This is a genomic window from Viridibacillus sp. NPDC096237 (genome assembly GCF_050278625.1).
Classification (GTDB): Bacteria; Bacillota; Bacilli; order Bacillales_A; family Planococcaceae; genus Viridibacillus.
The window spans coordinates 41,006-65,505 of sequence record NZ_JBNNTI010000020.1 but is presented as its reverse complement, the minus strand read 5'-3'; the positions used below and the strand labels follow the sequence as shown (position 1 = coordinate 65,505).

The 24,500-nt window shown below is 35.0% G+C and carries 28 protein-coding genes, 2 pseudogenes and 1 riboswitch; of the genes and pseudogenes, 21 read left to right on the top strand and 9 right to left on the bottom strand.

The annotated features are described in order from the left end of the window. Window positions 1–241 precede the first annotated feature (241 nt). On the bottom strand, window positions 242–1,726 hold the full coding sequence (locus tag ACQKMD_RS12535) for a DHA2 family efflux MFS transporter permease subunit (RefSeq protein WP_427752468.1): 1,485 nt from the start codon (window positions 1,724–1,726) through the stop codon (window positions 242–244). Between the two features lie 237 nt (window positions 1,727–1,963). Between ACQKMD_RS12535 and ACQKMD_RS12530 the strand changes: the two genes are divergently transcribed. Continuing rightward, window positions 1,964–2,560 carry a TetR-like C-terminal domain-containing protein gene (locus ACQKMD_RS12530; RefSeq protein ID WP_427752467.1) on the top strand — a complete coding sequence of 199 codons (597 nt, stop codon included), beginning with the start codon at window positions 1,964–1,966 and terminating at the stop codon, window positions 2,558–2,560. A 561-nt stretch (window positions 2,561–3,121) separates the two neighbouring features. Here ACQKMD_RS12530 and ACQKMD_RS12525 read toward each other — a convergent pair. Both ACQKMD_RS12525 and ACQKMD_RS12520 read right to left on the bottom strand, forming a co-directional pair. Then, window positions 3,122–3,193 (bottom strand): DUF2196 domain-containing protein, encoded by a 72-nt coding sequence (locus ACQKMD_RS12525; protein WP_427752465.1) that lies wholly within the window; start codon window positions 3,191–3,193, stop codon window positions 3,122–3,124. Window positions 3,194–3,205: 12 nt separating this feature from the next. Then, window positions 3,206–3,400, bottom strand: a complete 195-nt coding sequence (locus tag ACQKMD_RS12520; protein ID WP_427752453.1) for a hypothetical protein — start codon at window positions 3,398–3,400, stop codon at window positions 3,206–3,208. A gap of 404 nt (window positions 3,401–3,804) precedes the next feature. On the opposite strand from ACQKMD_RS12520, the gene ACQKMD_RS12515 reads away from it, so the two are divergent. From ACQKMD_RS12515 to ssb, 4 genes and pseudogenes are all read left to right on the top strand, one after another. Then, window positions 3,805–4,260, top strand: a complete 456-nt coding sequence (locus tag ACQKMD_RS12515) for an AraC family transcriptional regulator (protein WP_427752452.1) — start codon at window positions 3,805–3,807, stop codon at window positions 4,258–4,260. A 394-nt stretch (window positions 4,261–4,654) separates the two neighbouring features. Then, window positions 4,655–5,347, top strand: a complete 693-nt coding sequence (locus tag ACQKMD_RS12510; RefSeq protein ID WP_427752451.1) for an AIM24 family protein — start codon at window positions 4,655–4,657, stop codon at window positions 5,345–5,347. A 195-nt stretch (window positions 5,348–5,542) separates the two neighbouring features. Beyond that, complete coding sequence (locus ACQKMD_RS12505) at window positions 5,543–5,845, top strand: hypothetical protein (RefSeq protein ID WP_427752449.1); 303 nt, start codon at window positions 5,543–5,545, stop codon at window positions 5,843–5,845. 39 nt (window positions 5,846–5,884) lie between these two features. Continuing rightward, window positions 5,885–6,058: pseudogene (gene ssb / locus ACQKMD_RS12500) on the top strand (single-stranded DNA-binding protein); the annotation flags it as partial. A 144-nt stretch (window positions 6,059–6,202) separates the two neighbouring features. Here the strand turns inward: ssb and ACQKMD_RS12495 are convergent. After that, window positions 6,203–6,478 (bottom strand): translation initiation factor 2, encoded by a 276-nt coding sequence (locus tag ACQKMD_RS12495; RefSeq protein WP_427752448.1) that lies wholly within the window; start codon window positions 6,476–6,478, stop codon window positions 6,203–6,205. A gap of 115 nt (window positions 6,479–6,593) precedes the next feature. Between ACQKMD_RS12495 and ACQKMD_RS12490 the strand changes: the two genes are divergently transcribed. Further along, window positions 6,594–6,734: a dUTP diphosphatase gene (locus ACQKMD_RS12490; RefSeq protein WP_427752447.1), complete on the top strand. Its 141-nt coding sequence runs from the start codon at window positions 6,594–6,596 to the stop codon at window positions 6,732–6,734. Window positions 6,735–6,740: 6 nt separating this feature from the next. Here the strand turns inward: ACQKMD_RS12490 and ACQKMD_RS12485 are convergent, their stop codons facing one another. Further along, a complete protein-coding gene (locus ACQKMD_RS12485; protein ID WP_427752445.1) occupies window positions 6,741–7,133 on the bottom strand; it encodes a DUF1259 domain-containing protein in 393 nt (130 codons plus the stop codon). A gap of 1,052 nt (window positions 7,134–8,185) precedes the next feature. Between ACQKMD_RS12485 and ACQKMD_RS12480 the strand changes: the two are divergent. Beyond that, a pseudogene (locus tag ACQKMD_RS12480) lies at window positions 8,186–8,305 on the top strand (phage terminase small subunit-related protein); the annotation flags it as partial. A gap of 143 nt (window positions 8,306–8,448) precedes the next feature. Next, on the top strand, window positions 8,449–9,795 hold the full coding sequence (locus tag ACQKMD_RS12475; RefSeq protein WP_427752444.1) for an NAD(P)-dependent oxidoreductase: 1,347 nt from the start codon (window positions 8,449–8,451) through the stop codon (window positions 9,793–9,795). A 131-nt stretch (window positions 9,796–9,926) separates the two neighbouring features. Here ACQKMD_RS12475 and ACQKMD_RS12470 read toward each other — a convergent pair whose 3' ends face one another. Continuing rightward, window positions 9,927–10,370, bottom strand: a complete 444-nt coding sequence (locus ACQKMD_RS12470) for a carboxymuconolactone decarboxylase family protein (protein WP_427752443.1) — start codon at window positions 10,368–10,370, stop codon at window positions 9,927–9,929. A 410-nt stretch (window positions 10,371–10,780) separates the two neighbouring features. Between ACQKMD_RS12470 and ACQKMD_RS12465 the strand changes: the two genes are divergently transcribed. The 8 genes from ACQKMD_RS12465 to ACQKMD_RS12430 all read left to right on the top strand — a co-directional run bounded on the left by ACQKMD_RS12465 (window position 10,781) and on the right by ACQKMD_RS12430 (window position 17,647). Continuing rightward, window positions 10,781–11,218: a BrxA/BrxB family bacilliredoxin gene (locus ACQKMD_RS12465; RefSeq protein WP_427752442.1), complete on the top strand. Its 438-nt coding sequence runs from the start codon at window positions 10,781–10,783 to the stop codon at window positions 11,216–11,218. Then, on the top strand, window positions 11,206–11,997 hold the full coding sequence (locus tag ACQKMD_RS12460; RefSeq protein WP_427752440.1) for a class I SAM-dependent methyltransferase: 792 nt from the start codon (window positions 11,206–11,208) through the stop codon (window positions 11,995–11,997). The genes ACQKMD_RS12465 and ACQKMD_RS12460 overlap by 13 nt, the downstream gene beginning before the upstream one ends. 266 nt (window positions 11,998–12,263) lie before the next feature. Then, window positions 12,264–13,520 (top strand): helix-turn-helix domain-containing protein, encoded by a 1,257-nt coding sequence (locus tag ACQKMD_RS12455; protein WP_427752439.1) that lies wholly within the window; start codon window positions 12,264–12,266, stop codon window positions 13,518–13,520. A gap of 13 nt (window positions 13,521–13,533) precedes the next feature. Beyond that, window positions 13,534–13,665, top strand: coding sequence for a hypothetical protein (locus tag ACQKMD_RS12450; protein WP_427752438.1), 132 nt, complete (start codon window positions 13,534–13,536; stop codon window positions 13,663–13,665). Between the two features lie 77 nt (window positions 13,666–13,742). Continuing rightward, window positions 13,743–14,540: a PhzF family phenazine biosynthesis protein gene (locus ACQKMD_RS12445; RefSeq protein WP_427752437.1), complete on the top strand. Its 798-nt coding sequence runs from the start codon at window positions 13,743–13,745 to the stop codon at window positions 14,538–14,540. Window positions 14,541–15,208: 668 nt separating this feature from the next. Beyond that, window positions 15,209–15,811 carry a YpjP family protein gene (locus tag ACQKMD_RS12440; RefSeq protein WP_427752435.1) on the top strand — a complete coding sequence of 201 codons (603 nt, stop codon included), beginning with the start codon at window positions 15,209–15,211 and terminating at the stop codon, window positions 15,809–15,811. A gap of 399 nt (window positions 15,812–16,210) precedes the next feature. Next, window positions 16,211–17,155, top strand: coding sequence for a thymidylate synthase (locus tag ACQKMD_RS12435; protein WP_427752434.1), 945 nt, complete (start codon window positions 16,211–16,213; stop codon window positions 17,153–17,155). A 12-nt stretch (window positions 17,156–17,167) separates the two neighbouring features. Then, complete coding sequence (locus ACQKMD_RS12430; protein WP_427752433.1) at window positions 17,168–17,647, top strand: dihydrofolate reductase; 480 nt, start codon at window positions 17,168–17,170, stop codon at window positions 17,645–17,647. 100 nt (window positions 17,648–17,747) lie between these two features. On the opposite strand, the gene trhA is transcribed toward ACQKMD_RS12430, so the two are convergent. Continuing rightward, window positions 17,748–18,383 (bottom strand): PAQR family membrane homeostasis protein TrhA, encoded by a 636-nt coding sequence (gene trhA / locus ACQKMD_RS12425; protein ID WP_427752431.1) that lies wholly within the window; start codon window positions 18,381–18,383, stop codon window positions 17,748–17,750. Window positions 18,384–18,572: 189 nt separating this feature from the next. Between trhA and ACQKMD_RS12420 the strand changes: the two genes are divergently transcribed. The 5 genes from ACQKMD_RS12420 to msrB all read left to right on the top strand — a co-directional run bounded on the left by ACQKMD_RS12420 (window position 18,573) and on the right by msrB (window position 21,799). After that, a complete protein-coding gene (locus ACQKMD_RS12420) occupies window positions 18,573–19,412 on the top strand; it encodes a DegV family protein (protein WP_427752429.1) in 840 nt (279 codons plus the stop codon). A gap of 74 nt (window positions 19,413–19,486) precedes the next feature. After that, complete coding sequence (locus ACQKMD_RS12415; RefSeq protein ID WP_427752428.1) at window positions 19,487–20,257, top strand: GDSL-type esterase/lipase family protein; 771 nt, start codon at window positions 19,487–19,489, stop codon at window positions 20,255–20,257. A 7-nt stretch (window positions 20,258–20,264) separates the two neighbouring features. Then, window positions 20,265–20,840, top strand: a complete 576-nt coding sequence (locus ACQKMD_RS12410) for a YpmS family protein (RefSeq protein WP_427752427.1) — start codon at window positions 20,265–20,267, stop codon at window positions 20,838–20,840. A gap of 12 nt (window positions 20,841–20,852) precedes the next feature. Further along, window positions 20,853–21,377 carry a peptide-methionine (S)-S-oxide reductase MsrA gene (msrA, locus tag ACQKMD_RS12405; RefSeq protein WP_427752425.1) on the top strand — a complete coding sequence of 175 codons (525 nt, stop codon included), beginning with the start codon at window positions 20,853–20,855 and terminating at the stop codon, window positions 21,375–21,377. Then, window positions 21,374–21,799: a peptide-methionine (R)-S-oxide reductase MsrB gene (msrB, locus tag ACQKMD_RS12400; protein ID WP_427752424.1), complete on the top strand. Its 426-nt coding sequence runs from the start codon at window positions 21,374–21,376 to the stop codon at window positions 21,797–21,799. The genes msrA and msrB overlap by 4 nt, the downstream gene beginning before the upstream one ends. Window positions 21,800–21,976: 177 nt before the next feature. On the opposite strand, the gene ACQKMD_RS12395 is transcribed toward msrB, so the two are convergent. Together ACQKMD_RS12395 and ACQKMD_RS12390 are read right to left on the bottom strand one after the other, a co-directional pair. Next, window positions 21,977–23,155: an aminotransferase class V-fold PLP-dependent enzyme gene (locus tag ACQKMD_RS12395; RefSeq protein WP_427752464.1), complete on the bottom strand. Its 1,179-nt coding sequence runs from the start codon at window positions 23,153–23,155 to the stop codon at window positions 21,977–21,979. After that, a complete protein-coding gene (locus tag ACQKMD_RS12390; protein ID WP_427752423.1) occupies window positions 23,151–24,281 on the bottom strand; it encodes a methionine biosynthesis PLP-dependent protein in 1,131 nt (376 codons plus the stop codon). The genes ACQKMD_RS12395 and ACQKMD_RS12390 overlap by 5 nt, the downstream gene beginning before the upstream one ends. A gap of 72 nt (window positions 24,282–24,353) precedes the next feature. Continuing rightward, window positions 24,354–24,457, bottom strand: a riboswitch (SAM riboswitch). Window positions 24,458–24,500 lie beyond the last annotated feature (43 nt).

Genomic DNA, 24,500 nt, shown 5'->3' with positions numbered 1-24,500 from the left:
AGTGAGATCTTGGTGGATTAATTGCGAGAGCATCTGGATAATTGCCATATTCGATAAGCCCTTGATTATCAATTTCTAAATTTAAAATTAAATGCTCACCAACTTCATTGAGGGAGTTTAGTTCAATAAGGACAAGTAAAAAAGCAGTGATTTTTTTATCTCACTGCTTTTTTTATGAATTAGTTCTTTAAGAGTTTTAACATAGCTTGATGATTGTTCAAGTACATCTCAAGCATTCTTTTCATACGCTTTTTATCTTACGCCTATTCGTACTACCCTCATTTAGACTAGCCTCAGAGCTTTGTTCCACACGTTTGATAAAAAATGACAGAAGCAATCCTATAACAGCCATCCCTATAATTACAACATAGGCATCGTTAATTCCCTGTATGGTGGCTTCTAAAATCATTTGTTCTTGAGTCGCCCCATTTACACCAGTAGACATCATTTCCGTTAGATGCATTTTGGTGCGATCCGTCATAATTGTTACAAGAAGGGATGTACCAACTGCTCCTGCTACTTGTCTAATGGTATTGGAGATTGCCGTACCATGGGCAATCAGACTGGAAGGCAATTGATTTAAACCTGCTGTTTGAATAGGCATAAGCATAAGTGCCATTCCAATACGACGGCCAGTAGACATGAGAACCAAATAAGTATAGCTAGTTGAATCTGTCAAATCAATAAAGCCAATAGTTGTAATAATCATGATGATTAACCCAATTATGGCTAGCCATTTTGCTCCATATCGATCAAACAGTCTACCGGTAATAGGCATTAAGATACCCATCACAAGCGCACCGGGAAGAAGCAACAAACCGGATTCTAGAGCTGTATAGCCGCGTGAACTTTGTAAGTAAAGTGGAAGCAACATCATATCTGCATACATAACCATTGTAACCGCAATGTTGATACCAGTAGTAAGGGAGAACATTTTATACTTGAACGCTCGGAGATCTAGCAGGGGATTCTGTGAAGTCAACTGTCTCCATGTAAAAAGTCCAAGTGCTACGACTCCAACCGCAATAGATACAAGCACTTCACTACTTGACCATCCTTCACTACCAGCCCGGCTGAAGCCGTATAAGAGAGTGCCAAATCCTATTGTAGAAAGGATTACACTTATAATATCAACCTTGGAAGCAACCTGTTCCGAAACATTTTTTAGGTAAATAAAGCCACAGATAATCACCAAAAGTGCAAGCGGAATCATGCCGTAGAAAATTAATTTCCATTCATAGTTTTCCATTATATATCCAGCCAAAGTAGGACCTATGGCAGGAGCGAAAATTATCGCAAAGCCCACCATTCCCATGGCTGCACCTCTTTTATGGGCAGGAAAGAGCTTGAAAATAACATTCGTTAGCAGTGGCATAATTATGCCGGCTCCCGCTGCTTGAATCATACGCCCAGACAAAAGAACCTGGAAGTTTGTTGCTATAGCAGATACAATCGTACCAGCGAGAAAAATCAACATTGATGCTTGAAAAAGTTGACGGGTGGAGAACCTTTGCATAAAAAACGCTGTAATTGGAATTAGAATACCATTTACTAGCATATAGCCAGTTGTCAGCCACTGTGCAGTCGCAGCCGAAATATTAAAATCAACCATAAGTTCTGGGGTGGCAACGCTCATGATTGTCTGATTTAGCGTGGCTAGAAAAGCCCCTAAGATCATAATTAACAAGATAGGTCCTTTTTTTATGGAACTATCAGGTGTTTCCATACCTTTACTCAATCTGAAAATTCCTTTCTATTTCTCACTCGATTTTTTTAACAATGTGTAAGATAATTAACATTGTATAAATTATATTATAATGAGGAATTAAATTTTACAATTTACAATTTATTTCAAGGTGTAAATTAGTTTACATTTAACTGATTTGTGTTGTTTAGTTAAGAAATATAATACATTTCCTGAAAAATTGTATATCTTACCCGAGGAGAAAGGAAAGGTGAAATGATGGATAATACCAGGGAACATACGGACCCTCGAATTCTTCGTACACGACTGTTGATAAAAGAGGCTTTTGTTGATTTATTACAGGAAATGGATGTTGGTAAAATATCCGTTAGTCGTATAGCGGAGCGCGCTACTATTAGCCGTGTTACGTTTTACCTGCATTATCGTGATATATCAGATATGTTAGAAAAGATAGCTGATGACATGATTCAAGATATTCATCGTGTTATGACCAGTCAGACAGTGAACGAGGAATCCACCGAAGATACGAATTGGTTGACAATAGAGCAGCTACTTAATCATATTGCTGAAAATGCTAACTTTTATAAAGTTACTTTAGCTTCGAGGAAGGCACCAATCTTTACTGAACGTTTGTTAAATATGCTAACAGAACTAATTACTAAAAGGTTAGAGGATTTGGATAGTGATAATATCTTTTATAAAGCAGGTATTCAAAAAGACATTGCTATTTGGTACGGATCTTCAGCTTTGATAGGTACTATCGTGTCCTGGCTACGAAATGACATGCCGTACACACCACATTTTCTTGCAAAGCAGTTTGACTTGCTCATTCATAATCAAGATAAAAACTCTTAATTGGAGGATCTATGAGCTGTTCATACAGCTCATTTTTTTTCTTTGAACTAACGGAGCAGTTTAGTTGAAGAGTATTGTTTAACTTGTGTTCAACAATCGAGCCAGATTGTGAAGTAACGATATCAAATAAAATTGGATTTTTATTGAAAAATTCTACAAAATTTCCGTATAATTATATGAAAATACTAGAAAAAATTAATGAGGGATATTCAAATGCAGAAGTATACTTATTCAAGTCAATTAGCAGAAATGGCATATGGGAGGGTACGTTGTCATAAGTATCGCAGAGATAAATTATTCATCAAATAGTGGACTAAAAAGCTAATGATTTTCATTAGTTTTAGCGAAGCTACACTTGATTTGTTAATAATAACTGTAAATACAATAATCTGTTCGCAGAAGAAGTGGGGAAATATTCTTTATTCATCACGAAGTGTTGAAAAACGTTGATACTTCAATGTTTATAGAGGGAGGTTAGTTAAACAAGTTTTAAATTGAAAAGAAGAAAATAATTAAAAAGCATTCAGTCTCTTGAATGCTTTTTCACTTCTTTTATTTAGATTAAATTTCCTGTACAGTTCCAATCTGTCCATCTGTTAGCCTGACTTTAAAACCGTGGGATGGCTGCCTGATTTTATCCGTTCATTAAACACCCATTTTTCTACGGGTATTACTTGTTTTTTTCGTTTGCTGGCTTTTCATTTTTTTTGTTGAAAGGTCGACATTCTTTTTTCCTTTATTAACAGAGGACTGATTCTTTTTGATTTCAAGCTGCTGCTTCACTGCCTCTTTCAGGCTGATTTTCTTTTTTGGTGCTTCGGATTGATTATTCTCGGTCATAGGAAATTCCTCCTTTTTGAATATGATAGTTAGTCTAGTATAATCTATTTTCTCTTATTTGTGAAACATTCCACTGAAACTACCGGGGGCGTTAATCCAAGAAGGATTAAAGCTTTATTTCATTCGAACTTATTGTACAAACGAAGCAGGTTAGTTCAATAAGAAAAAGAATTTTACACTAAAGGCGGGGAACCTTAAATATAAAGAGAAAAGCTTCTGTTAAAAACTTACGGGTACAGGGGAATATATTAATAGAATTTAAAGGGGACTATACTCCTGAAAACCACAAATGTAAATATTAAAATTTATGTAAATAATTTAAAAAAAGACTGTGCATTCTATTTTAAAGCGTAGTAATCTTGTAATGAACAAGTTATTTATTCTTTAAAGGAGGCAAGCAGATCATGGATATTATGATTGAAAAGATTCCAGCATATCGGATTGCTTACATAAGGCAGATTGGCCCTTATGGAATTAACAATGTGCCAACAATGGAAAAATTAAAAGAATGGGCAAAAGCTAACCATTTATTTAATGACGAATCCATAATTCTTGGAATTGCTCAGGATAACCCTGAAACTACTAACCCTGAAAATTGCCGTTATGATACTTGCATAGTTGTTTCAAACGACTATTCAGTAACTGATGGCTATATAAGAGAAGGGAATATTGTTGGAGGAAAATATGCTGTTTTTAAAATTAATCATACAGCAGAAGCGGTTCAAAAAGCGTGGATTAATATTTTTCCAGAATTATCAAGGCAAGGATATCAATTTGATGAAGTAAGACCAATTATCGAAAGGTATGTAGTTAAAATGGTTAATAATCATCATTGTGAAATTTGTGTACCCATATATTAAAGTAGTAATTGTTAAACTTGTTTGATTGAACAAAACGAGCTTAAGTCTAATTGAGTTAATGCATATAAAATGTAAATGAAGGCAAAAGTAGCTTCCCTTAAAATTTGTAATATTTTCACCGTAACTAAATTCGTTTTACAATTAGGCTATGAGAAAAAGAATTTGCTGAACAGCATATAATTGGACAACGAATGTTTGGTTAAGGAGATAATATATAATATTGAAACATGGAGTAATATGATGTCTGTCCATATTTCTAAATATTAATGTTTTTAAAGTTAAAAGTAGAAAAAGGAACATAGAGAAGTTCCCTTTATCATTTAGCTAGGGGGCTTTAATTGAAACTTGGTTGCACATGTCTACGTATATGTAAAAAAATGAAAGGTTGTGTGGCATGAATAAATACTCGATTCCTGAATTTATTAAAAATACGGAGCAAGAGGATAAAGGAGAAGGATTTTTTGAATTAGAGACACCTCGTTTGCTGGAGGTGAATCTTGATGGACTCGTTTGGGCCAAGGCAGGATCAATGGTCGCTTATCATGGAAGGATTAAGTTTGAGAGAGAAGGTATTTTAGAACATGGAATTGGGGCTATGTTCAAAAAGGCCTTGACTGGTGAAGGTGCTGCCCTCATGAAGGCAAATGGGCAAGGAAAGTTATATCTTGCTGACAGTGGGAAAAAAATCATTATTCTTTATTTACAGAACGAAGCAATTTATGTAAATGGAAATGACCTACTTGCATTCGAACCATCTATCAAGCACAATATTAAGCTTATGAGAAAAGTAGCAGGTATGATGGCAGGTGGTTTGTTTAATGTTCGGTGTGAAGGAACTGGTATGATTGCCATTACAGCCCATTATGAACCACTCACATTACGTGTAACACCAGGAAAACCAATTATTACAGATCCAAATGCAACTGTAGCGTGGTCGGGAAACCTTCAACCTGAATTTCAAACGGATATTTCACTAAAAACCTTCATTGGAAGAGGTAGTGGAGAATCGATTCAAATGAGGTTTGAAGGAGATGGTTTTGTCATTGTTCAGCCGTATGAAGAAGTTTATATGCAGGCACAGAGTTAATGGTTTTTAAGTACTTATATGGGATAAAGAACCGATTTATCTGCCAGAAGAGGCATTAATGCAATTATTTGGATAGAACGACTTAAACACGATGTGTAGGGCTGACTATATTATTCGTTTGAACGAGTGTAATGTGATTTACGTCACAGACTTGCATTCTTCTACAACTTATAATTGTTGTGGGAGGCGAATATCATGTCATATATAGATTATTTAGAAGATAAAGCATTTAAGAGTGTCGAAGAAATTATTAGCCAATTTATTGTTAAAATTGGTGATCAGAAGATTAAAATAAGAATCACTAAAGATGCTCATGGATATTTTCATTTTGTAACCAGTCACTACTATCAAGGCAGTGAGCAAGAGGGGCCATTTATATCATCTATAGCAAATTTCCCTTCTGAAATAGAAGCGATTACAGGTGCAAGAAGACAAATAGTTTCGTTTTATGAACCAGAAGATAAAAATGCTGTTTGGATAGAAAATGAGTCGTTCTAATATTAAAGCATCCTTAGGGGTGCTTTTTATTTTGCCAATCGTTTCACATTAGCAGTTAATCGTACTTTTAAGGATGCAAGTAGAGAACAACAAGCAGACTTGACCCATTGTATTGTATGGCGTAAACAGGCTGAGAACGCAGATAAATTTTTGAAGAAGGGAAGTCTTGCAGTAATCGAAGGACGTATTCAAACAGGTTCGTATGAGGGGCAATATTAAAATTAGAATGTCCAAGTAGTGATGGTTTGGGAACAAGTTTAATGACCAGATAAAAGAAATGAACGAAAATGGCGCACGTAATAACTAACGTTTCATGATGGCTAAGCTAAATCATTCATAATAGAGAAATGATTTACACTATTTTCTATGGTGGCTCTTTTTATTTACTTGATTTTTAAGTTTTTCTAATTCTATTGTTAAATAATCAATCTGTTTCTGCATGTTTTTATTATTTTTCTTATCATTTTCTTGATGATTTTGGTTTTGTTGTTCTGCCTCCAATGTAAGTATTGCTGAAATAGTTGATATTGTATAACCGAGTGTAGTTATTACATCAGCAATGACGGCTAGTTCGGCAGCTTGAAGTGCTAGTTGGTTTCTATCTTTACCTAAGTTTTTATTAATTTCATTCAAACTGTTAGCCTCCAGTAATCAATGTCATATTAAAATTATTTTATGTTACATGTATTTTTTTTGAAGGGTCTTTAAAGTGTGAATTTCAAAAATTAAGTGAGACGGGAAGAAAACTATGAATCTAACAAAGTTATTTGAGGCTCAGAGAGAGCTGGATGACTATATATATGAACTGCATCCAGTACAATCAGATGAGGACCGTTTGAGTAAAAAAAATTTGGTTTTGTTGGTTGAATTAGATGGATGTGATTTTTGAATTTATTCAATGTCGCAAAACTTTGAAAGCATCCGAAAATTTATTTGCAAAAGATAATGGAGGCTCCACAGATTGAAAATGAACGTATAAGATTGTAGGATTCATGAAAATCCAGTGATTATGAATAGCGCTTACTATTAAATTATTTCTCACAAGTGCATTAACAAATAAGGGGAGTTCTTCTTGAAGTACTGCGACTTCACCAAGGTTGAGAGCATTCCCTTCGGTATCTAATGATTCAAATGTTATTCCAGCTGGTAACGCACTACGACTAGGACGACCTTGAATAGTGACGTACAAGTTACGCTCAATTTCTACTGAACACCTCCCTTGTTTCATAGTAGGTTTCCCATTAACAGTTTGAGCAAATTGACTGCAAAGAGTTTGTAAACTCGGCATTAAAGACATCACTCCTGTTACATTAAATTCTATTTTTTACTCTCTAGACTAGCGATTTGTTTCGATAATAGTTCAACTTTTGTTTGCAAATAATTATCTCGATTAGTAGAATTTTTGTTATATGAGGCTTCTAACGCTGCTTGTAGTAGCAGCATAAGCTTCAGGTGATTCGGCACTCTTGTTTATTATAATCATTTTCCATTGTGTCCCTCCTTAAGGTACAACAAAACTCCTTTAGGTTTTTTGGAAGTGAAAAATAATTTAATGTCAGTCATCATAAATATTTTATGTTTTGAAACAGAATATGTTACTAGTCCTAAGTACTTTTATCAGAAAGTATCCTCGCGGTGTTTATGAAAACTTTTGTGATGAAAGGTTAACTGAAGAATATAACAGAATGATAGGTGTAGAGGTCTGAATACTATCACATTTGACATTGACGGTGGTGTACAAGCTCAAATTTTCAAGGATTGGCAAAGGCGTAAATGTACGTAATCCGAAAGAATCTAAAGACTATAAAAGTTTTGTTAGGTTAGTAGCTTCAAACATGCGCTAGATGTATTGATAACAGAGCCGATTTTGGCATTCTATATAGGTAAATATACTGAAAAAAACAACAGGAAGAGTTTAATAGCAGAAGAAAGTTTTATGTCTTTAAAAGTAATTAGCATAAATAAAAAAACCACTACAAAGTGGCTTTTAATTAAACATAAAATCTATTATCTATATCTTTATTAATGATTTAGTATTCGCATATCCATAACGTACCTGCCCTGTAACATTTTGGTCCAGCAGCAGAGGCAGCAAATGCAGATGTTGCACCAAAAAGTGCTACAGCAAAAAGAAGAATACCTAATTTCTTTTAAATATTAATCACCTCCTTATTAATTATAATATTTTATTTATTGGAAGATTATAACTAAATTGAATGGCAATTAGCATAATGAGGTGATACAGAGACAATTGATTATTCGGAGGTGGTGTTATGAAAGATGGATAAACCGAGAAACCCCAAACGTGATGAAGCTTTTGAATTGTAGAAGAACAGTAGTGGTGAAATGAAGCTAAAAGACGTTGCTGAACAATTAGAACTGTCTGATTCACAAATACGAAAGTGGAAGAATCAAGATAAAAGGGATGAACAATCGAAAGGAAACGTTACTAAAAAGTAACAATAATATCTATCGACTATTAAATAACTTATGAATTTACAAACATTTGTATCTCTAATTAATGTAAGTTTATTTCCCAGCAATGAAAATTTGTTATACACTAGAAAATAAAAACCAAACATTTCAATAGTAGGTGAAAGAATATGTATGATGTTACAATCGTCGGCTCCGGAGTAAGCGCTGTTTTTATGGCTTATACATTAGCCCACAGCAACAAAAATATTTTAATTCTTGATAAAGGAAAACCATTAGATCATCGAAATTGTCCTTTAGAACAAGAGGAATCATGTAACTGTAATACATGTGATAAATATTTTGGTTTTGGTGGCCTAGGAAAATCTGAAGGAAAATTTAATTACACAAATGGGTTCGGAGGGGAGCTAGAGCAAAAAATAGGTAAAGAAGTTTTTATAAAACTAATGGATGAAGTAGATGAGATCCTATGTCGTTTTGGTGGAAATTCAGTTCTAAAATACTCCACAGATAATATAAATCTCACCAAAAGAGCCGAGTCAAGTGGCTTACAAATGCTAACAACACAAGTGCGGCACCTAGGTACTATACTTTCGACAAATGTTTTCCAGCAACTCTATGAGTTTTTACTTAATAAGATAGATATCAGATTTCAGATAGATGTACAACATATCGTTAAACAGAAAGAACATTTTAAAATAACTACAAATCAAGGAATAGTTCATTCTAAGCAATTAGTATTTGCAACTGGGCGTTCTGGGACAGATTGGTTAAAAAAAATGTGCTCGACTCTTAAAATTACACAGGAACAAAGTCGCGTAGATTTAGGTATTCGAGTAGAAATGAAAGAAAATCAACTTCGCTCAATATTAAAAGATACATTTGAAACAAAACTTTCTTATCAACACGAACATTTCACAGCAACTACTTACTGTATGAATCCAAAAGGACGTATTATCCGTAAGTACGAAGAAGGTTTAGTTATGCCTGACGGTCAAAATTTTCGAGAACAAAAGACTGGCACTTCTAACCTAAATTTCACTTTATTTATCCCACGTTATTTTCCTACTCTCACAGAAGCAAATTTATATGCAAGGACAATTATTAAAGGAATTAACCAAGGACGAGATCGAATTATTGTACAGCGTTTGGAGGATTTATTGAGGGGACAACCTACAGTGGCAAACGTGATGAAATATAATCATATACAGCCTACACTATCTGGGGATTATGGAGACCTTAATAAAGAAATTCCACAATTATATATTGAAGGTCTTAAACAATTTTTGTCACGTTTAGAACAATTTATTGAAGAACCTATTGATAAAGATACTTTGCTATATGGAATTGATGGGAAATTTTATGCTCCTACTATTAAAACCAATGAACAGTTTGAGGCACCTATTAAAGGATTGTATTTGATTGGAGATTGTTCAGGTGTTACTCATTCATTATCACAAGCAGCAGCAAGTGGCCTTTATGTAGGAAAATGTATATCTGATAGTTTGACACTCTAATTATAAAAAATAGTTTTGACGGTCATCGTGTTTATACAATGGCCCCTAAGCGCTAATTAGTTAGGGATGGTAGAAGAATAATGAGAAGTAAAAGGAAAAAACGAACACCTTAAGATGCTCGTTGAGAGGGATTATTTTTCGGTTGCCATATTTCCCATTGCAATAGAAATTCTATTCCAACTGTTGATTTGATTGATGATTAGCACAAGATCAACGTATTCTCTATCGTTATACAGTTCACGTACTCGCTTATACAGATCTTCAGGAACTCTTTTAGTAGGGATTAAAGTAATATGTTCAGATAGTTCTAGAGCAACTTTTTCTTCAAGTGTATAAAAAGTACATTCATTCCAAGCATTTAAACAATAAATTCGTTGTTCCGTTTCACCCATCTTACGAGCATCGGATGAATGAGTATCTATACAATAAGCACAACCGTTAATTTGGGACACTCTAATTTTGATAAGTTCTCTAGTAGTTCGATTAATAGTAGATTTTTTGGTGTACTTCTCCATATCCATCATGATTTTCAACCCATCAGGTGCAACAGTATAATAGGGAACTCTTTCACTCATAAGATAAAACTCCTTTGATTTTTAAGATATGGCAATTATACCTTTATATTACTGTTTGCACTATTAATTAGATTGTATGACATTCGAATTAATTGGAATTTAAGATGTAACAAGCCCTCTGGCAAAAGTACGAGATAAGTAGCTTTACGTAATAAGGTGAATGAGGAAGTAAAAATGCGATTAGGGTTAAAATATGATAAAGAGCGATAGCCAATTAGTGGGCTTCGCTCTTTATCGTTTTTCGTTGTATATTATGCACAAATTTGTATTGTGATCTTTTTTGAAAAAATCACAAAAAAATCACATAAGAAGTGAAAAAGGGTGAAATTATATGTAAGTACATATACAATAAGAAGGTGAAAACCCTTATAAATCAAGAAATATGAATAGATAAGAAAGAGGTAGAAAATATGAATGCTTACGAAGAATATATGTTAGGAATTGTAAAACCGATGCGCGAGGAGCTAGTTAACGTTGGATTTACAGAGCTATTAACACCTGATGAAGTAGCTGAACACGTCCAAGAATCTAAAGGAACTTCACTAGTAGTCATTAACTCAGTCTGTGGTTGTGCGGCAGGTTTAGCAAGACCAGCTGTTGCTGCAGCTCTTGAAGCAGCTGAACATAAACCGGATCATTTAGTGACAGTATTTGCAGGACAAGATAAAGAAGCAACTGCCCAAATGCGTAGTTATTTTGAGGAAGTACTACCAAGCTCTCCTTCTATTGCAATATTAAAAGATGGTCAATTAGCTTACTTCATCCCTCGTGAACAAATCGAAGGATTCGCGATGGAGCAAGTACGTGATCATTTAGCAGGTGTATTAGATCAAGTATGCACGAAATAACTACGATAGTAACAACTGCGGCAAGACCAGATGCATTATCGAAGAAATTTGCGGAACGAGCATGTGAAGCATTAAATGCGCGCTTTGTTGAGCGGAAAAAGCGTGGGGTTGCGAAAATGGCATCATATTATAATGCAAACGTGATTGTTGCAGGAAAAAATCGCTATGAATATTATACGCTAGGGGCAGACGCTCCGTTCTTCTTCCATCCAAGCTCTGCGGCATTTCGCTTGAAACGCGCGGCAAGAGGGGAAATAGATACCTTTTTAGCTGCATGCCAGTTGAACGAAGGTGACACCTTTCTGGATTGTACTTTAGGTATGGCGACAGATAGTATGATGGCAGCATTTGCGGTCGGTGAATCAGGCGAAGTCATTGGCTGTGAAGGGAATGCTAATGTTGCTTTCATCGTCAGTGAAGGGATGAAGCGCTATGATATTACTGACTTACCCCTTCTTTCTTGTATGGAGCAGATTAAAGTTGTTCATTCAGTAGCGCTAGATTATTTGAAGTTACAGCCTGACAATAGTTTTGATGTTGTTTATATGGATCCAATGTTTGAAGAAACGATTGAAGAGTCTACTAGCTTTCAACCACTTCGACAAGCAGGGCTTCATGAAGGTTTATCAGATGAATGGATGTCACAAGCAGAGCGTGTTGCAAAGAAACGAATTGTTTTAAAAGCACACTTCAAATCAGCGTTATTTGGGCAATATGGCTTCGTTCGAGACGCTCGTCTTTCGTCAAAATTTCACTATGGAATAAAAGAATTAACATAAAAGAACTGCTATTCACGGAATCAAAATCGGTGAATAGCAGTTCTTTTATAATAGAATATATCTAATCATTACCTATTTATCATGATTTATTTATAAGTAAATGCTATTTTTTGTATACTAAATGCCTATTAAATAATAAAATATAAATAGGAAATGGTACTACAATGTCACTTGAATGTACTTTTTTGGTATTTATTTCAATAAAAATCGAAAAACAATATTTTTATAGAAATTGACTAGCTCTTTGTGAAGTGGGGGAGAAAGATTTGAAACTTGGCAATAGAATTAAAAGAATCCGACTTTTAAAGGGGTTAAAACAGGCAGATATTTGCCACGGAATTATCTCGCCAACCCATTATAGCAATATTGAGAATTGCAGATATACCCCTTCTATTGATACACTCAAGTTACTAGCTGCTAGACTTGAAGTACCGGAAAGATATTTTCATAATATTTATGAAGATACAACTGAAATGCAAAATATCTTATCCACCCTGGAATCTAAAATTGATAAGGAGAGTGTTGAAGAGGTCCAGCAATATTTGGACTTACATCAAGAGCAATTTAGATACATACCCTCCATCAGGCAAGAATATTATTTCTTACTTCTTAAGTTTCTAGCATTAGTTAAGATGGAACAAGATAATCTGGCAATTGAATTATATGAAAATGAAATTGCAATGATTGAAATTGATGAATCGCAATTATTTGTATCAACAAGACATCAATATCTTTATGTAACTGCTGTCTACCACTTCTATGTTGGGGATTTTAAGGAAAGTGGAGAGAGATTCAAAAGGCTTTTGGTGATGAATGAAGATCAACTACTCAATGCGAGGATATCGTACAATATTGCAATGGCTCATTTTCACTTATGTCAATTTGAACGAGCATTAAAGTATGCAATTGAGGCAAAAGATCTTTACTTAAAGCTCCATGAGTGGATGAAGGCCGGAGATAGTTACAATTTAATTGCAATTTCATTGATTGAAAAGAATGAACTGGATCAAGCAACAGAGTATATAAACAGAGGTTTTAATATTTGCCGTCCGGAGTTCCATAATTTAAAGTCACTATTGCATCATAATTTGGCGCTCATTTTATATGAGAAACAACAATTTGAAGAAGCATTAATACAAATAAATGCTGCTATAAAGTATAAAAAAACAATTAGTTATGCTGATAATTATATTTCCATAAAATTAAGATTAGAAATTTTATTGGAGCTTAATCAGTTATCATATGTTGAAAGTCAAATACCTCTATTAGTTTCTAATATTCGAACAAAAAAAAATAAAGCAGGATATTATTTTTTTGCAGCAAGGGTCTATTATAAAAAAGGCGATTTTGAAAAATATGAGGATGACATTCAACGAAGTATCGAATTATACAAAGAGCATATTGATCTAAAACAATTAATATTAGCTTCTGAGGATTATGCAACTTATTTAGCAATGAATAAAAAATATAAAAAAGCATTTGAAATGCAATTACTTTGCACGGAATGCTTAAAAAAAATGTAGAGGAGAATTAACTATGAAAAAAATTAAATTCGCTGTATTTAGTCTGCTATCATTCGCATTATTTTTTGGAGCTTTCGCTTCTTCGTACGCTGAGGCAAATCCAGGACGCCTGCATTTCATCACAGCATTTTTAAACAGTTTCTAATATGAAACGAAACCATGCCTTATTGTTCAGGCAATAAGGCGGTCTCTTATCTCTTACTTGAAGGAAGGAGCTAGAACATGGTCAAAGTGTATATGTTTGAAGTAAGAAAAAGTGGCCATATGGGTAAGACAAATATCGGTGTTGTTTTTGACGGGAATTCACTTACGACTTCAGAAATGCAGGAAGTGGCAATGAAAACTGGATTTGTACAAACAATATTTATCGTTAAGTCTAAATTAGCTGATATAAGACTTCGATACTTTACACCAATTAGAGAAGTGAATGCAGGTATTGATGGTACGATGGCAATTGTACATGCATTAGAAAAGTCTCCGTTTTCAAACAATAAAGAAGTTATTACCACTGAGACTAATGTTGGGATTTTCCCTATGCAGTTATTTAAGCAATTGAAAAAGGAGGAAAAAGCGAAACAGCTAGCTTCACATTCATTCAATGAATGTAAAAGTGTATCATATTCTAATGATGCAAATCGTGATCCCGTTTTACAAGTATTGAATGGCTGTGCAGTAGATGACTTAACAAAAGCTGGGCTCCCGAAGCGGAATATGGTTCAAAGTCATGAAAAAAGCTATCCTGCTGTAGATCAGTCTGTCCATTATTTAAATAGTAAAGAGGCAAGAGTTCCAACTAGCCTTTTTGCATCATCATTTTTTCTAATAACAGCTAATAATATTAGACGCTATAAAAATGAGATGTTTAACGAAAAACTCAACATGAAAGTGGAATGTAGATTGAGAAATGAAACCGTCTCAATCATTCGCATTATGATGAACGCCCCCCACATTGCTCGTCCTATTGAAACAGAAGGAATGACGTTTTATTTAGGACAGCGTTTTATACCAATATCTATATAAGGAAAAACACGAGTACAAATTTGTACTTGTGTTTTTTCTTGTAAGGAAGAAAAGAAAAACCGCCTTGTTCAAAAAGAACAAGACGGCTTAGTAAATATTAGTCCGTGATACTTAGAGAGCATAAGTATGCTAATAAACATAAAAATCCAATACCAATAGCAATTGAAGACATAATTTTTGTCCCTCCTTTATTACAAAAAGCGAACATGTTTATTCATTAATATTGTACAATGAATAAAGTAAAAAATCTATACAATTCCATATACATCAAGGATTTGTGAACAAATCTTACAAATACGTACAAATATCTTTTGTAAATAATGATTTTTTAATCCTATCAATAAAATAGTGTAACTTGAAATCTGGGGAACATCTTAAGTATTTGTCAAAATGTTATAATAAGAAATATAGATTTTCTGAGGGTACTCCTGTAATAATATTTCGATATAATGATTATAAATAGTATATTAGAAGTGCTTCAACTATTAAAATAATTCAGGAAAATGAGAAATAGATTTAAGTTGAATAGTTTGTATATTCCTAATAGTATCTTTATTTTAATGGTTTTTGTATAATTACACTAGGAATGATGAAACTTTTACTTGTGAGATTCGTATATATAATATAGATATTGAAGATTTAAAAATGTTCGAAAGTAGGTAATGAATATGCAAAAATGGATCCAAAAGTTCCTTGTTGCATCCGTAGCGGTAATCACATTAGGTGTAATTACGCCGAGTCATGCAATCTGGGAAGGCTTACTAGATCATAGTTCAAATGCGAAAGCGCAATTTTCAGGCGATACTACTAGTCAACTTACGAAATACATAGAAACACATAATGAATCAGTTATTTCAACAGAAGAAGAACAAAATTTTGAAGAGTACGCCTTTGCAGCAGCAAAGGAACAAGCCTATTTAAAATTCGGTTCACGAGTAGGACCACAAATTAGTAATGAGTTTGAGGATGTCATTTTCCCGAAAATGCAAGAAGCGATTGAAATGACAGTAAATCGCTTTGATAACGAAACAACAAAATCATTGGCAATTACCGAAAACCCAAGTGGTGATTACGCGGAGAAAATTTTCCACGTTTATAATACTGCATCTAAACAAGACGTCATACGTTTCCATGTACGTACGGAAAATCGCCCATTTGATGGCTATTATTACAATTTCCATTATCATACGTATGAAGATCAATTCACAGCACATTACGACTTAGGTGAAATCTATTGGTCTAAAAACACACCACCAAAATGGTTATCTTAATGTTAAGCTCTCACGGATTGACTACAGAAGTTGAATAAGCCATCTAAATGCAAACAACCGATAAATTAGACTCTTCTGCTCTGAAAAAGTGCGGAAGAGTCTTTTATTTATTTTCAGGAAATATATAATGCGATTGTGAACTACTATTTATAAAGACTTAGATACTCAAGAAGTATCATGCAGTATTAGATAAGTGCTAATTTCTCTTCCGAAGGCAACAATCTATTATTCCTTATAACATGAAATATTTGAATATTACCCAGGAAATATTCAGATATTAATGGTCGTAATTGAAATTATTTCTTTTATCATTTTAACTATTTTCCTTTAGCTTTTGAGATAATAAAGGGGAATTTTATGATATAGTTAAAACTATATAAATTTCTAGGAGGCAGTTCAGTGCAACAATATTTACAACTTTGCCAACATATTTTAGATGAAGGAAATGATAAGGGTGATCGTACTGGAACTGGTACGCGCAGTGTATTTGGTTATCAAATGAGATTTGACTTACAAAAGGGGTTTCCTTTATTAACAACAAAAAGAACTGCATTCCGTCTTATTGCAACCGAATTACTTTGGTTTTTAAAAGGCGATACAAACGTGCGCACACTTATTGCCCAAAATAATCATATATGGGATGAATGGGCTTTTGAAAAATGGGTGAAAAGCGATCAATACGAAGGTCCAGATATGACGAATTTCGGTTTACGCGTTAATGAGGATCCTAAATTCAAAGTTCAGTATGAAGAGCAAATGGCTATTTTCCAAGATAAAGTATTGACTGATGATGATTTTGCTCAAGCATTTGGTGATCTTGGACCTGTCTATGGCAAGCAATGGCGTTCTTGGCCAGCGGATGATGGAGAAACAATTGATCAAGTTAAAAACGTCATTGAATCAATTAAAAACAATCCAAACTCACGTCGCCATATTGTTAGTGCTTGGAATCCTGCAGAAGTAGATGATATGGCGTTGCCGCCATGCCATACACTATTCCAATTCTATGTAGCAGATGGGAAACTTTCTTGTCAGCTTTATCAACGTAGCGCAGATGTATTTTTAGGCGTACCATTCAATATTGCTTCGTACGCGTTATTAACGCATCTTATTGCGAAAGAATGTGGCTTAGAAGTGGGTGACTTTGTCCATACTTTAGGTGATGCACATCTGTATAGTAACCATTGTGATCAAGTAAAAGAGCAACTATCTCGAACACCACGTGCATTGCCACAGTTTGTTATAAAAACAGAAAAAGAATCCATTTTTGAGTATGAAATAGAGGATTTAGCGATTGATGGCTACGATCCTTATCCACGAATTAAAGCGCCAATTGCGGTGTAAGGGGGTAAATAAATGATTTCATTGATCGTTGCTCATGATGAAAAAAATGTCATTGGCTTAAATAATGCAATGCCATGGCATTTACCAGGAGACCTAGCCTATTTTAAACGTACAACAATGGGGAAACCGATGATTATGGGACGCAAAACGTTCGAGTCTATTGGTAAGCCTCTTCCGGGACGTACGAATATTGTTATTACTCGTGATGAAAAGTATGCTGAAGAAGGTATTGTCATTGTACATTCTTTAGAAGATGCATTAGTTGAGGCTAAAAAAGAGTCAGAGGAAATAATGATTATTGGTGGGGAGCAAATTTTCCGTATGACTTTGCCTATGGCAGATCGTCTTTATGTTACGAAGATTGAAAAGCAATACGAAGGCGATACATTCTTCCCGTCATATGGGGGCGAATGGCAAATTGTTTCACAGTCCGAAGTGAATGAAACAGAGGATGGCTTGAAGTTTTCATATTTGGTGTATGAGCGTAAATAAGTAAATGAAAAGGTTGCCACTGTAAAATAATTAGTGGCAACCTTTTATTTGGATTGAGATTTTTTCTAAGGGATAAGTAAGCGTCAAATTGAAAAGTCATTTAGACATAAAATAAGATGCATGAGTACATCATGGCACTACCAGCAATAACAAATAAATGCCAGATCGCATGATTATAAGGTATTTTGCGGTATGCGTAGAAGAATGCACCAATCGTATATAAAATTCCGCCACTTAATAGAAGTGAGAAACCTGCACCTGTAATATGTGCATATAATGGTTTAATAGCGATAATGATAAGCCAACCCATTAAAATGTAGAAGATTACTGATACAAATTCAAAGCGGTGAATAAAGAAGCATTTAAAAAGAATACCAAGTAATGCTAGCGCCCAAATGATGCCAAATAAAGTCCATCCTAATGCCCCGTTTAATGCAATCAACAGGAATGGAGTATATGTACCTGCGATTAAAATGTAAATAGATGAGTGGTCTAATATAGCAAAGAATTTTTTATATTTTTCAGGCATGCTGTGAAGTAAAGTTGAAGCTAAAAATAGAATTAGCATTGAAACACCAAAAACGATGAAGCTAACAACATATAGAGTGGAGTCTTTATCAATTGCTTTCATAATTAGTAAGACAAGCGCTGGGATACATAATAAGAAAGCGATGCCATGTGTTATGGCATTCCATATCTCTTCTTTCGTGTTTTTATAATCAAAAGCCTGTTGCATATGAATTGCCTCCTTGTAATGGTAAGTTAATTATATATCTATTATGCGGCGGCTTTGTATACATTTGAACTGACAAATGTCACGTGTATTGGGTGACAAAAACTAGTAAAATAGAATAAATAGCTAACGGTTTACAATGACCTTGCTTTAATTTTATAATAAGAACAATGAAACAAAGGATGTGTCAATGTGAGACGAATTCATATAGTAACGGATTCAACAGCAGATTTAACAAAAGAAGAAATTGAAAAACACGAAATACATATCGTTCCACTATCAATACATATTGAAGGTCAAACGTATACTGATGGTGTCGATATTACGCCAATAGAATTTTTGGATAAAATGAGTAAAGCAAAGGAACTACCAAAAAGTTCTCAACCTGCTGCAGGTGTATTTAAAGAATTATTTGATGAACTAGGAAAAGGTGGCAACGAAATTATTGCTATCATGATGACTGGCGGAATGAGTGGTACTGTAAAATCAGCAGAAGCTGCTGCAAGTATGACAGATTCAAAGGTAACAGTTGTTGATTCTCGTTTTACTTCATTTGGCTTAGGATTCCAAGTACTTGAAGCATGCCAATTAGCAGAACAAGGAAAATCAGTTGAAGAGATCGTTGAAAGATTAAATAAAGTTCGTGAGAGTACGAATTTATACGTCGTTGTAGACGTTTTAGATAATTTAATTAAAGGTGGCCGTATTGGTAAAGGGACAGGTATGATCGGTTCTTTACTTAATATTAAACCGATAGCTTCTCTTGAAGGTGGCGCATACAATCCTGTAGCAAAAGTACGAAGCCATAAACAAGTAGTAAAATATTTAATTAACCAGTTTAAAGAAGATACACAAGGGAAAGTTATTAAAGGTGTAGGTCTTTCGCATGCTGAAGGATTAGCAATGGCAGAGCCACTAAAAAAACAACTTGAAGAATCAGGTTATATGGATACGAAATTTGCCTATACTTCACCAATTATTAGTACACATACAGGCCCGGGCGCAATTGGTTTTATGTACTATACTGATTAATATGATGAGCAGGGGATGATTTCATTCCCTGCTTTCTTTCATTATACGTACTTAACGAAAGGAAGAAATGGAACTTGAAGAAATTAATCATTTTCATGCTTGCAGTTCTTTTATTAAGTGCTTGCAGCAAGGAAGTAAAAACACCAGTAACACAAGAAGTCATTCCAAAAGATATCGTTTATGTTGCTTTAGGCGATTCTTTGACAGAAGGTGTTGGTGATGAGCTAAATCAGCATGGTTATGTCGGTAGATTATCGGATCAGATGCTTGGGTGGGAAGGCGTTAAATACGTCGAAGTTGAAAATACAGCAAAAAAAGGTCGACGTACTGATCAGCTCCTAGCACAACTTGAGAGCGGTAAAATTGACGAGCAATTAAAAAAAGCTGACTTTATTACACTCACTATGGGTGGAAATGACTTGATGAAAATTGTTAGACGTGATTTGTTGAATTTAAATAAAGAAGCATTTGATACGGAACGTATCGAATTTCAAAAGCGTTATGGTAAAATTATGGAGTTAATCCGAAAACAAAATAAATCAGCACCTATTATATTAATCAGCGTTTATAATCCTCTTTCCATCTTTACGAAGGAAAAATCGGACTTAAATACGATTATGTATGAATGGAATACAGATATTCAAGATTTTGCAGATGCAGATAAAAATGCATGTTTTGTAAATGTAGAGGATTTATTCGATTCGAACGAGAATATGGTTTATCATACGGACTTTTTCCATCCTAATGCTAGAGGCTACGATGAAATGACAGACCGCATAGTTGGCACAATAAAGTCTTGCGGTTTAAAAAATTTAACAAATGGAGAAATGGACTTCAAGGAGTGATGTGACGGTGAATAAGTGGAAAATAGCTTTTTTCTTTTTAGCAACTTTAATATTATCAGTAATTATTGGATTGTTTGTCTTCATTACGAAACCGGCAACTGATATGCCAATACCTGAAACAACTACAATGCCTGAAGGTAGTAAATTATTAGTTCAAACAACACCTGCGGATTTTGAAGCAATTGCAAACAAGTACATTCAGGACGCAATGAAAGCCAAGTCCATCCCTGTACATATGTACATTAATGAAGAAGTTTCTTTAGTTAGTGAGCTCAGTGTTTTTGGAATGGAGTTACCAATTACGATGAAGTTTGACCCAATAATTGATGAAGAAGGCAATCTATTATTAAAACAAACAAATGTAGAAGTCGGTATGTTGAACATCCCTCCAAGTACGGCATTAAAATTGTTAAATGACTCAGTAGATTTACCTTCTTGGATGGTTATTCGTCCAAACAAAGAAGAAGTATATATGGGTTTAACAGAGATATCAGTACTTTCAGGTTCGCACATGCAAGCAAAAGAATTTAATTTAAAAGAAGGTAAGATTATACTGGAAGTAACGGTTCCCGTTCAAGAATAGGAGGAATAGCATATGGCAGTAGCAACATTTGCAGGTGGATGCTTTTGGTGTATGGTAAAACCATTTGATCAGCAAGAGGGCATCGAGTCCGTAATATCTGGTTATACTGGTGGACATACTGAAAATCCGACTTATGAACAAGTTTGTAGTGAAACAACAGGGCATTTTGAAGCTGTACAAATCACTTTTGATCCAGCGATTTATCCTTATGAAAAGTTAGTCGAGCTATACTGGACTTTAATTGATCCAACAGATGCAGGTGGTCAATTTTATGACCGAGGACAGTCTTATATGACCGCGATTTTCTACCATGATGTAGAACAGCATAAAATAGCTGAAGCGTCAAAAAAAGCATTACAAGACTCAGGTAAATTCAAAGCTCCAATTGCTGTACAAATTCTACCAGAAAAACCGTTCTACCCAGCAGAAATTTATCATCAACACTACTATAAGAAGAATCCAGCACATTACGAGCGCTATTCAGTTGGCTCTGGGCGAACTGCATTCCAACAACAGCATTGGGGGACAAAATCATGAACAAAGAAGAAAAGTTAAAAACATTAACACCGATGCAATACCATGTTACGCAAGAGCATGGAACTGAGCCGCCTTTCCAAAACGAATACGACAGTCATTTTGAAGAAGGTCTATATGTAGATATCGTATCTGGCGAACCATTATTCCACTCAAAAGACAAATTCAATGCAGGCTGTGGTTGGCCAAGTTTTAGCAAACCAGTAGAAGGTGCTAGTATACAAGAAAACTTCGACACAAGCTTTGGTATGCGTCGCACAGAAGTACGTAGCGGACAAGCTGATTCACATTTAGGACATGTCTTCCCAGATGGTCCAAAGCCAACAGGATTACGTTATTGTATCAACTCTGCAGCATTGAAGTTTGTACCAAAGGCCAAGTTTTATGAAGAGGGTTACGGAGAATATTTAAAATATTTTGAATGAAATATTTTAATGGCAATCCACTTTTGTGGGTTGTTATTTTTTTATGTAGAAGAAAGGGGAAGGGGTGTATAAAATTACCAATTTTATGGTTAAATATCAATAAATCTGTGTAAGTGCTCTCAAAAAGTATAGAAAAAAGCCACCCCACCAATTCAGTGAAGCGGCTTATGCAATCATTTATTTATTGCCAACAACGGTAAGTTCTATCGCTTTAGCAAAAGCTTGCTCAAAATCTGCGATTAAATCATCAACATTTTCAAGCCCAACAGAGAAGCGTAAAAGTCCATCTGTAATACCACGTTTTTCACGCTCTTCTTTAGGGATAGCGGCGTGGCTCATTGTAGCTGGATAGGAAAGGATGGACTCTACGCCACCAAGGCTCACAGCGAAAATTGGAATTTGTACATGTTCAACAAATGCTTTTGTGATTTCACGATTAGGTAGTTTAAATGATAATACGGCACCAGCATTTTTTGCTTGTTTTGTATGGATATCATGACCTGGGTGCGATTCTAAGCCTGGGAAATATACCTCTTCTACGAGTTCATGAGCATCTAAATAATTTGCAATTTTTGATGCGGATGCTGTTGATTGTGTTAAACGGGCATTTAACGTTTTGATACCTTGAATTAAAGAGAAGGAATCTTGCGCACCTAAAATAGCACCGAATGAGTTTTGCATGAAGTAGATTCTGTTACCAAGATCTACGTCTTTTGTTACTGCAAGCCCTGCGATAATATCACTGTGCCCCCCTAAAAACTTAGTTGCACTGTGTAATACAACATCCACACCAAGATCTAATGGACGTTGATATAAAGGTGTCATAAAAGTGTTATCTAAAAACGTTAGAGCACCATTTGCCTTTGCAATAGCCACAACACTTTCTATATCAGTAATACCTAAAAGGGGATTAGCTGGTGTTTCTATATATAATACCTTTGTATTTGGACGTATAGCTGCTTCAACTGATGCTAATTCAGAGAAATCAGCAAATGTATGTTCAATTCCAAACTTTGTTAACACTTGTGTTACGAAACGGTATGTTCCACCGTATACTTCAGATGTCACAACAATATGGTCGCCGGCTTCTAAGATCATAAAGGCGGAAGCAATGGCTGCAATTCCTGAAGAGAATGCAAATCCACGAGTACCACCTTCAAGTTCAGCAATTGTCTTCTCTAAAGCATCACGAGTTGGATTGCCAGAACGACTATAATCATACGGACCAAAAGAATCGAAATGTTCCTGATCAAATGTAGATGATAAGTATATTGGAACATTTACTGCACCAGTTTTTTGCTCGTAATTACCACGAGTAGAAGCGGTGATTAAACTTGTTTCGATTTGTTCATTAATTGAACTCATATGATGACACCTCTTTTTCTAAGATAGAAAAAACTTGTTGTAAATCGGCGATTAAATCTTCTGCTTCTTCAATACCCACAGAAAAGCGAAGTAAAGAGTCATCAACACCCCGAGCTATACGTTCTTCTTCTGGAATATCCGCATGTGTTTGTGTAGTTGGATATGTGATAAAGCTTTCCACACCGCCCAAGCTTTCAGCGAAGACGATTAATTTCAAGCTTTCTAAAAACTTACCAACTAAGTCACCTTTTTGTAAACGGAAAGAAATCATGCCGCCTTTACCAGCAAACAGAACGTCTTTTACTAAAGGTTCTTGTTCTAGATAAGCCGCGATTTGCTTAGCATTTTCCGTATGTTGTTTCATGCGAAGATGTAACGTTTTTAATCCTCGTAGCAGTAACCATGAGTCGAATGGAGCAAGTGTTGCACCTGCTGCATTATGATTTGTGAATAGTTTTTCGCTAAGCTCTTCACCTTTACTAACGACAAGCCCAGCCAGAACATCATTATGGCCACCGATGTATTTAGTTGCACTATGTAGAACAATATCAGCACCTAGCTCTATTGGACGTTGATAGTAGGGTGTTAAGAAGGTATTATCAACAATCAGAAGTAAATGATGTTTTTTTGCAAGCTTTGCATATAGCTCAATATCAAATTCCTGTATTAAAGGGTTAGTTGGAGTCTCAATAAAAATGGCGCGCGTTTTGTCGTTAATGTAGGACTCAACTTCTTCAGTTGAAGAGAATTTCGCATAATGAGGTTTAATCGCATATTGTTCATGGTATTGAGCAAGTAAACGGTAAGTTCCACCGTAAATATCCTCAGGTAAAATAAGCTCATCACCTGATTTGAAAAGGGACAATACTAATTGAATAGCAGCCATCCCACTACTACAGGCAAAGCCAGCGTCTCCAGATTCTAAGTTAGCTATAGCTTCCTCTAATACAGTGCGTGTCGGATTTTTTGTCCGTGTATAATCGTAGCCAGTAGATTGTCCAAGACCCGCATGTTTATAGGCTGTCGAAAGGTAAATCGGTGTGTTAATAGCACCCGTTTTTTGATCAGTGTTATTACCAAGCTGAACTAGGCGTGTTTCAATACGGTTGTTTGTCATCATGTCATCATCCTTTATTAAAAAAGTAAAAGGCCCTCTAAGGAAGAGGGCCTTCAAAATATGAAGTCAATCTCCTTATCTACAAGACTACGTCTACTGGAATTAGCACCTTGCCGCAAATAGGGTGGTTGCTGAGATATCGTCGGGCCAAGTCCCTCCATCTCTCTTGATAAGTAAGTATATTCAATTGTTTGAAAGTTGATAATAATGAAATTTTAC

Coding starts and splice junctions, on each gene's coding strand:
- ACQKMD_RS12535 (WP_427752468.1), bottom strand. CDS start 1,726: ATGGAAACACCTGATAGTTCCATAAAAAAAGGACCTATCTTGTTAATT.
- ACQKMD_RS12530 (WP_427752467.1), top strand. CDS start 1,964: ATGGATAATACCAGGGAACATACGGACCCTCGAATTCTTCGTACACGA.
- ACQKMD_RS12520 (WP_427752453.1), bottom strand. CDS start 3,400: ATGACCGAGAATAATCAATCCGAAGCACCAAAAAAGAAAATCAGCCTG.
- ACQKMD_RS12515 (WP_427752452.1), top strand. CDS start 3,805: ATGGATATTATGATTGAAAAGATTCCAGCATATCGGATTGCTTACATA.
- ACQKMD_RS12510 (WP_427752451.1), top strand. CDS start 4,655: ATGAATAAATACTCGATTCCTGAATTTATTAAAAATACGGAGCAAGAG.
- ACQKMD_RS12505 (WP_427752449.1), top strand. CDS start 5,543: ATGTCATATATAGATTATTTAGAAGATAAAGCATTTAAGAGTGTCGAA.
- ACQKMD_RS12490 (WP_427752447.1), top strand. CDS start 6,594: ATGAATCTAACAAAGTTATTTGAGGCTCAGAGAGAGCTGGATGACTAT.
- ACQKMD_RS12485 (WP_427752445.1), bottom strand. CDS start 7,133: ATGCCGAGTTTACAAACTCTTTGCAGTCAATTTGCTCAAACTGTTAAT.
- ACQKMD_RS12475 (WP_427752444.1), top strand. CDS start 8,449: ATGTATGATGTTACAATCGTCGGCTCCGGAGTAAGCGCTGTTTTTATG.
- ACQKMD_RS12470 (WP_427752443.1), bottom strand. CDS start 10,370: ATGAGTGAAAGAGTTCCCTATTATACTGTTGCACCTGATGGGTTGAAA.
- ACQKMD_RS12465 (WP_427752442.1), top strand. CDS start 10,781: ATGAATGCTTACGAAGAATATATGTTAGGAATTGTAAAACCGATGCGC.
- ACQKMD_RS12460 (WP_427752440.1), top strand. CDS start 11,206: ATGCACGAAATAACTACGATAGTAACAACTGCGGCAAGACCAGATGCA.
- ACQKMD_RS12450 (WP_427752438.1), top strand. CDS start 13,534: ATGAAAAAAATTAAATTCGCTGTATTTAGTCTGCTATCATTCGCATTA.
- ACQKMD_RS12445 (WP_427752437.1), top strand. CDS start 13,743: ATGGTCAAAGTGTATATGTTTGAAGTAAGAAAAAGTGGCCATATGGGT.
- ACQKMD_RS12440 (WP_427752435.1), top strand. CDS start 15,209: ATGCAAAAATGGATCCAAAAGTTCCTTGTTGCATCCGTAGCGGTAATC.
- ACQKMD_RS12430 (WP_427752433.1), top strand. CDS start 17,168: ATGATTTCATTGATCGTTGCTCATGATGAAAAAAATGTCATTGGCTTA.
- trhA (WP_427752431.1), bottom strand. CDS start 18,383: ATGCAACAGGCTTTTGATTATAAAAACACGAAAGAAGAGATATGGAAT.
- msrA (WP_427752425.1), top strand. CDS start 20,853: ATGGCAGTAGCAACATTTGCAGGTGGATGCTTTTGGTGTATGGTAAAA.
- msrB (WP_427752424.1), top strand. CDS start 21,374: ATGAACAAAGAAGAAAAGTTAAAAACATTAACACCGATGCAATACCAT.
- ACQKMD_RS12390 (WP_427752423.1), bottom strand. CDS start 24,281: ATGACAAACAACCGTATTGAAACACGCCTAGTTCAGCTTGGTAATAAC.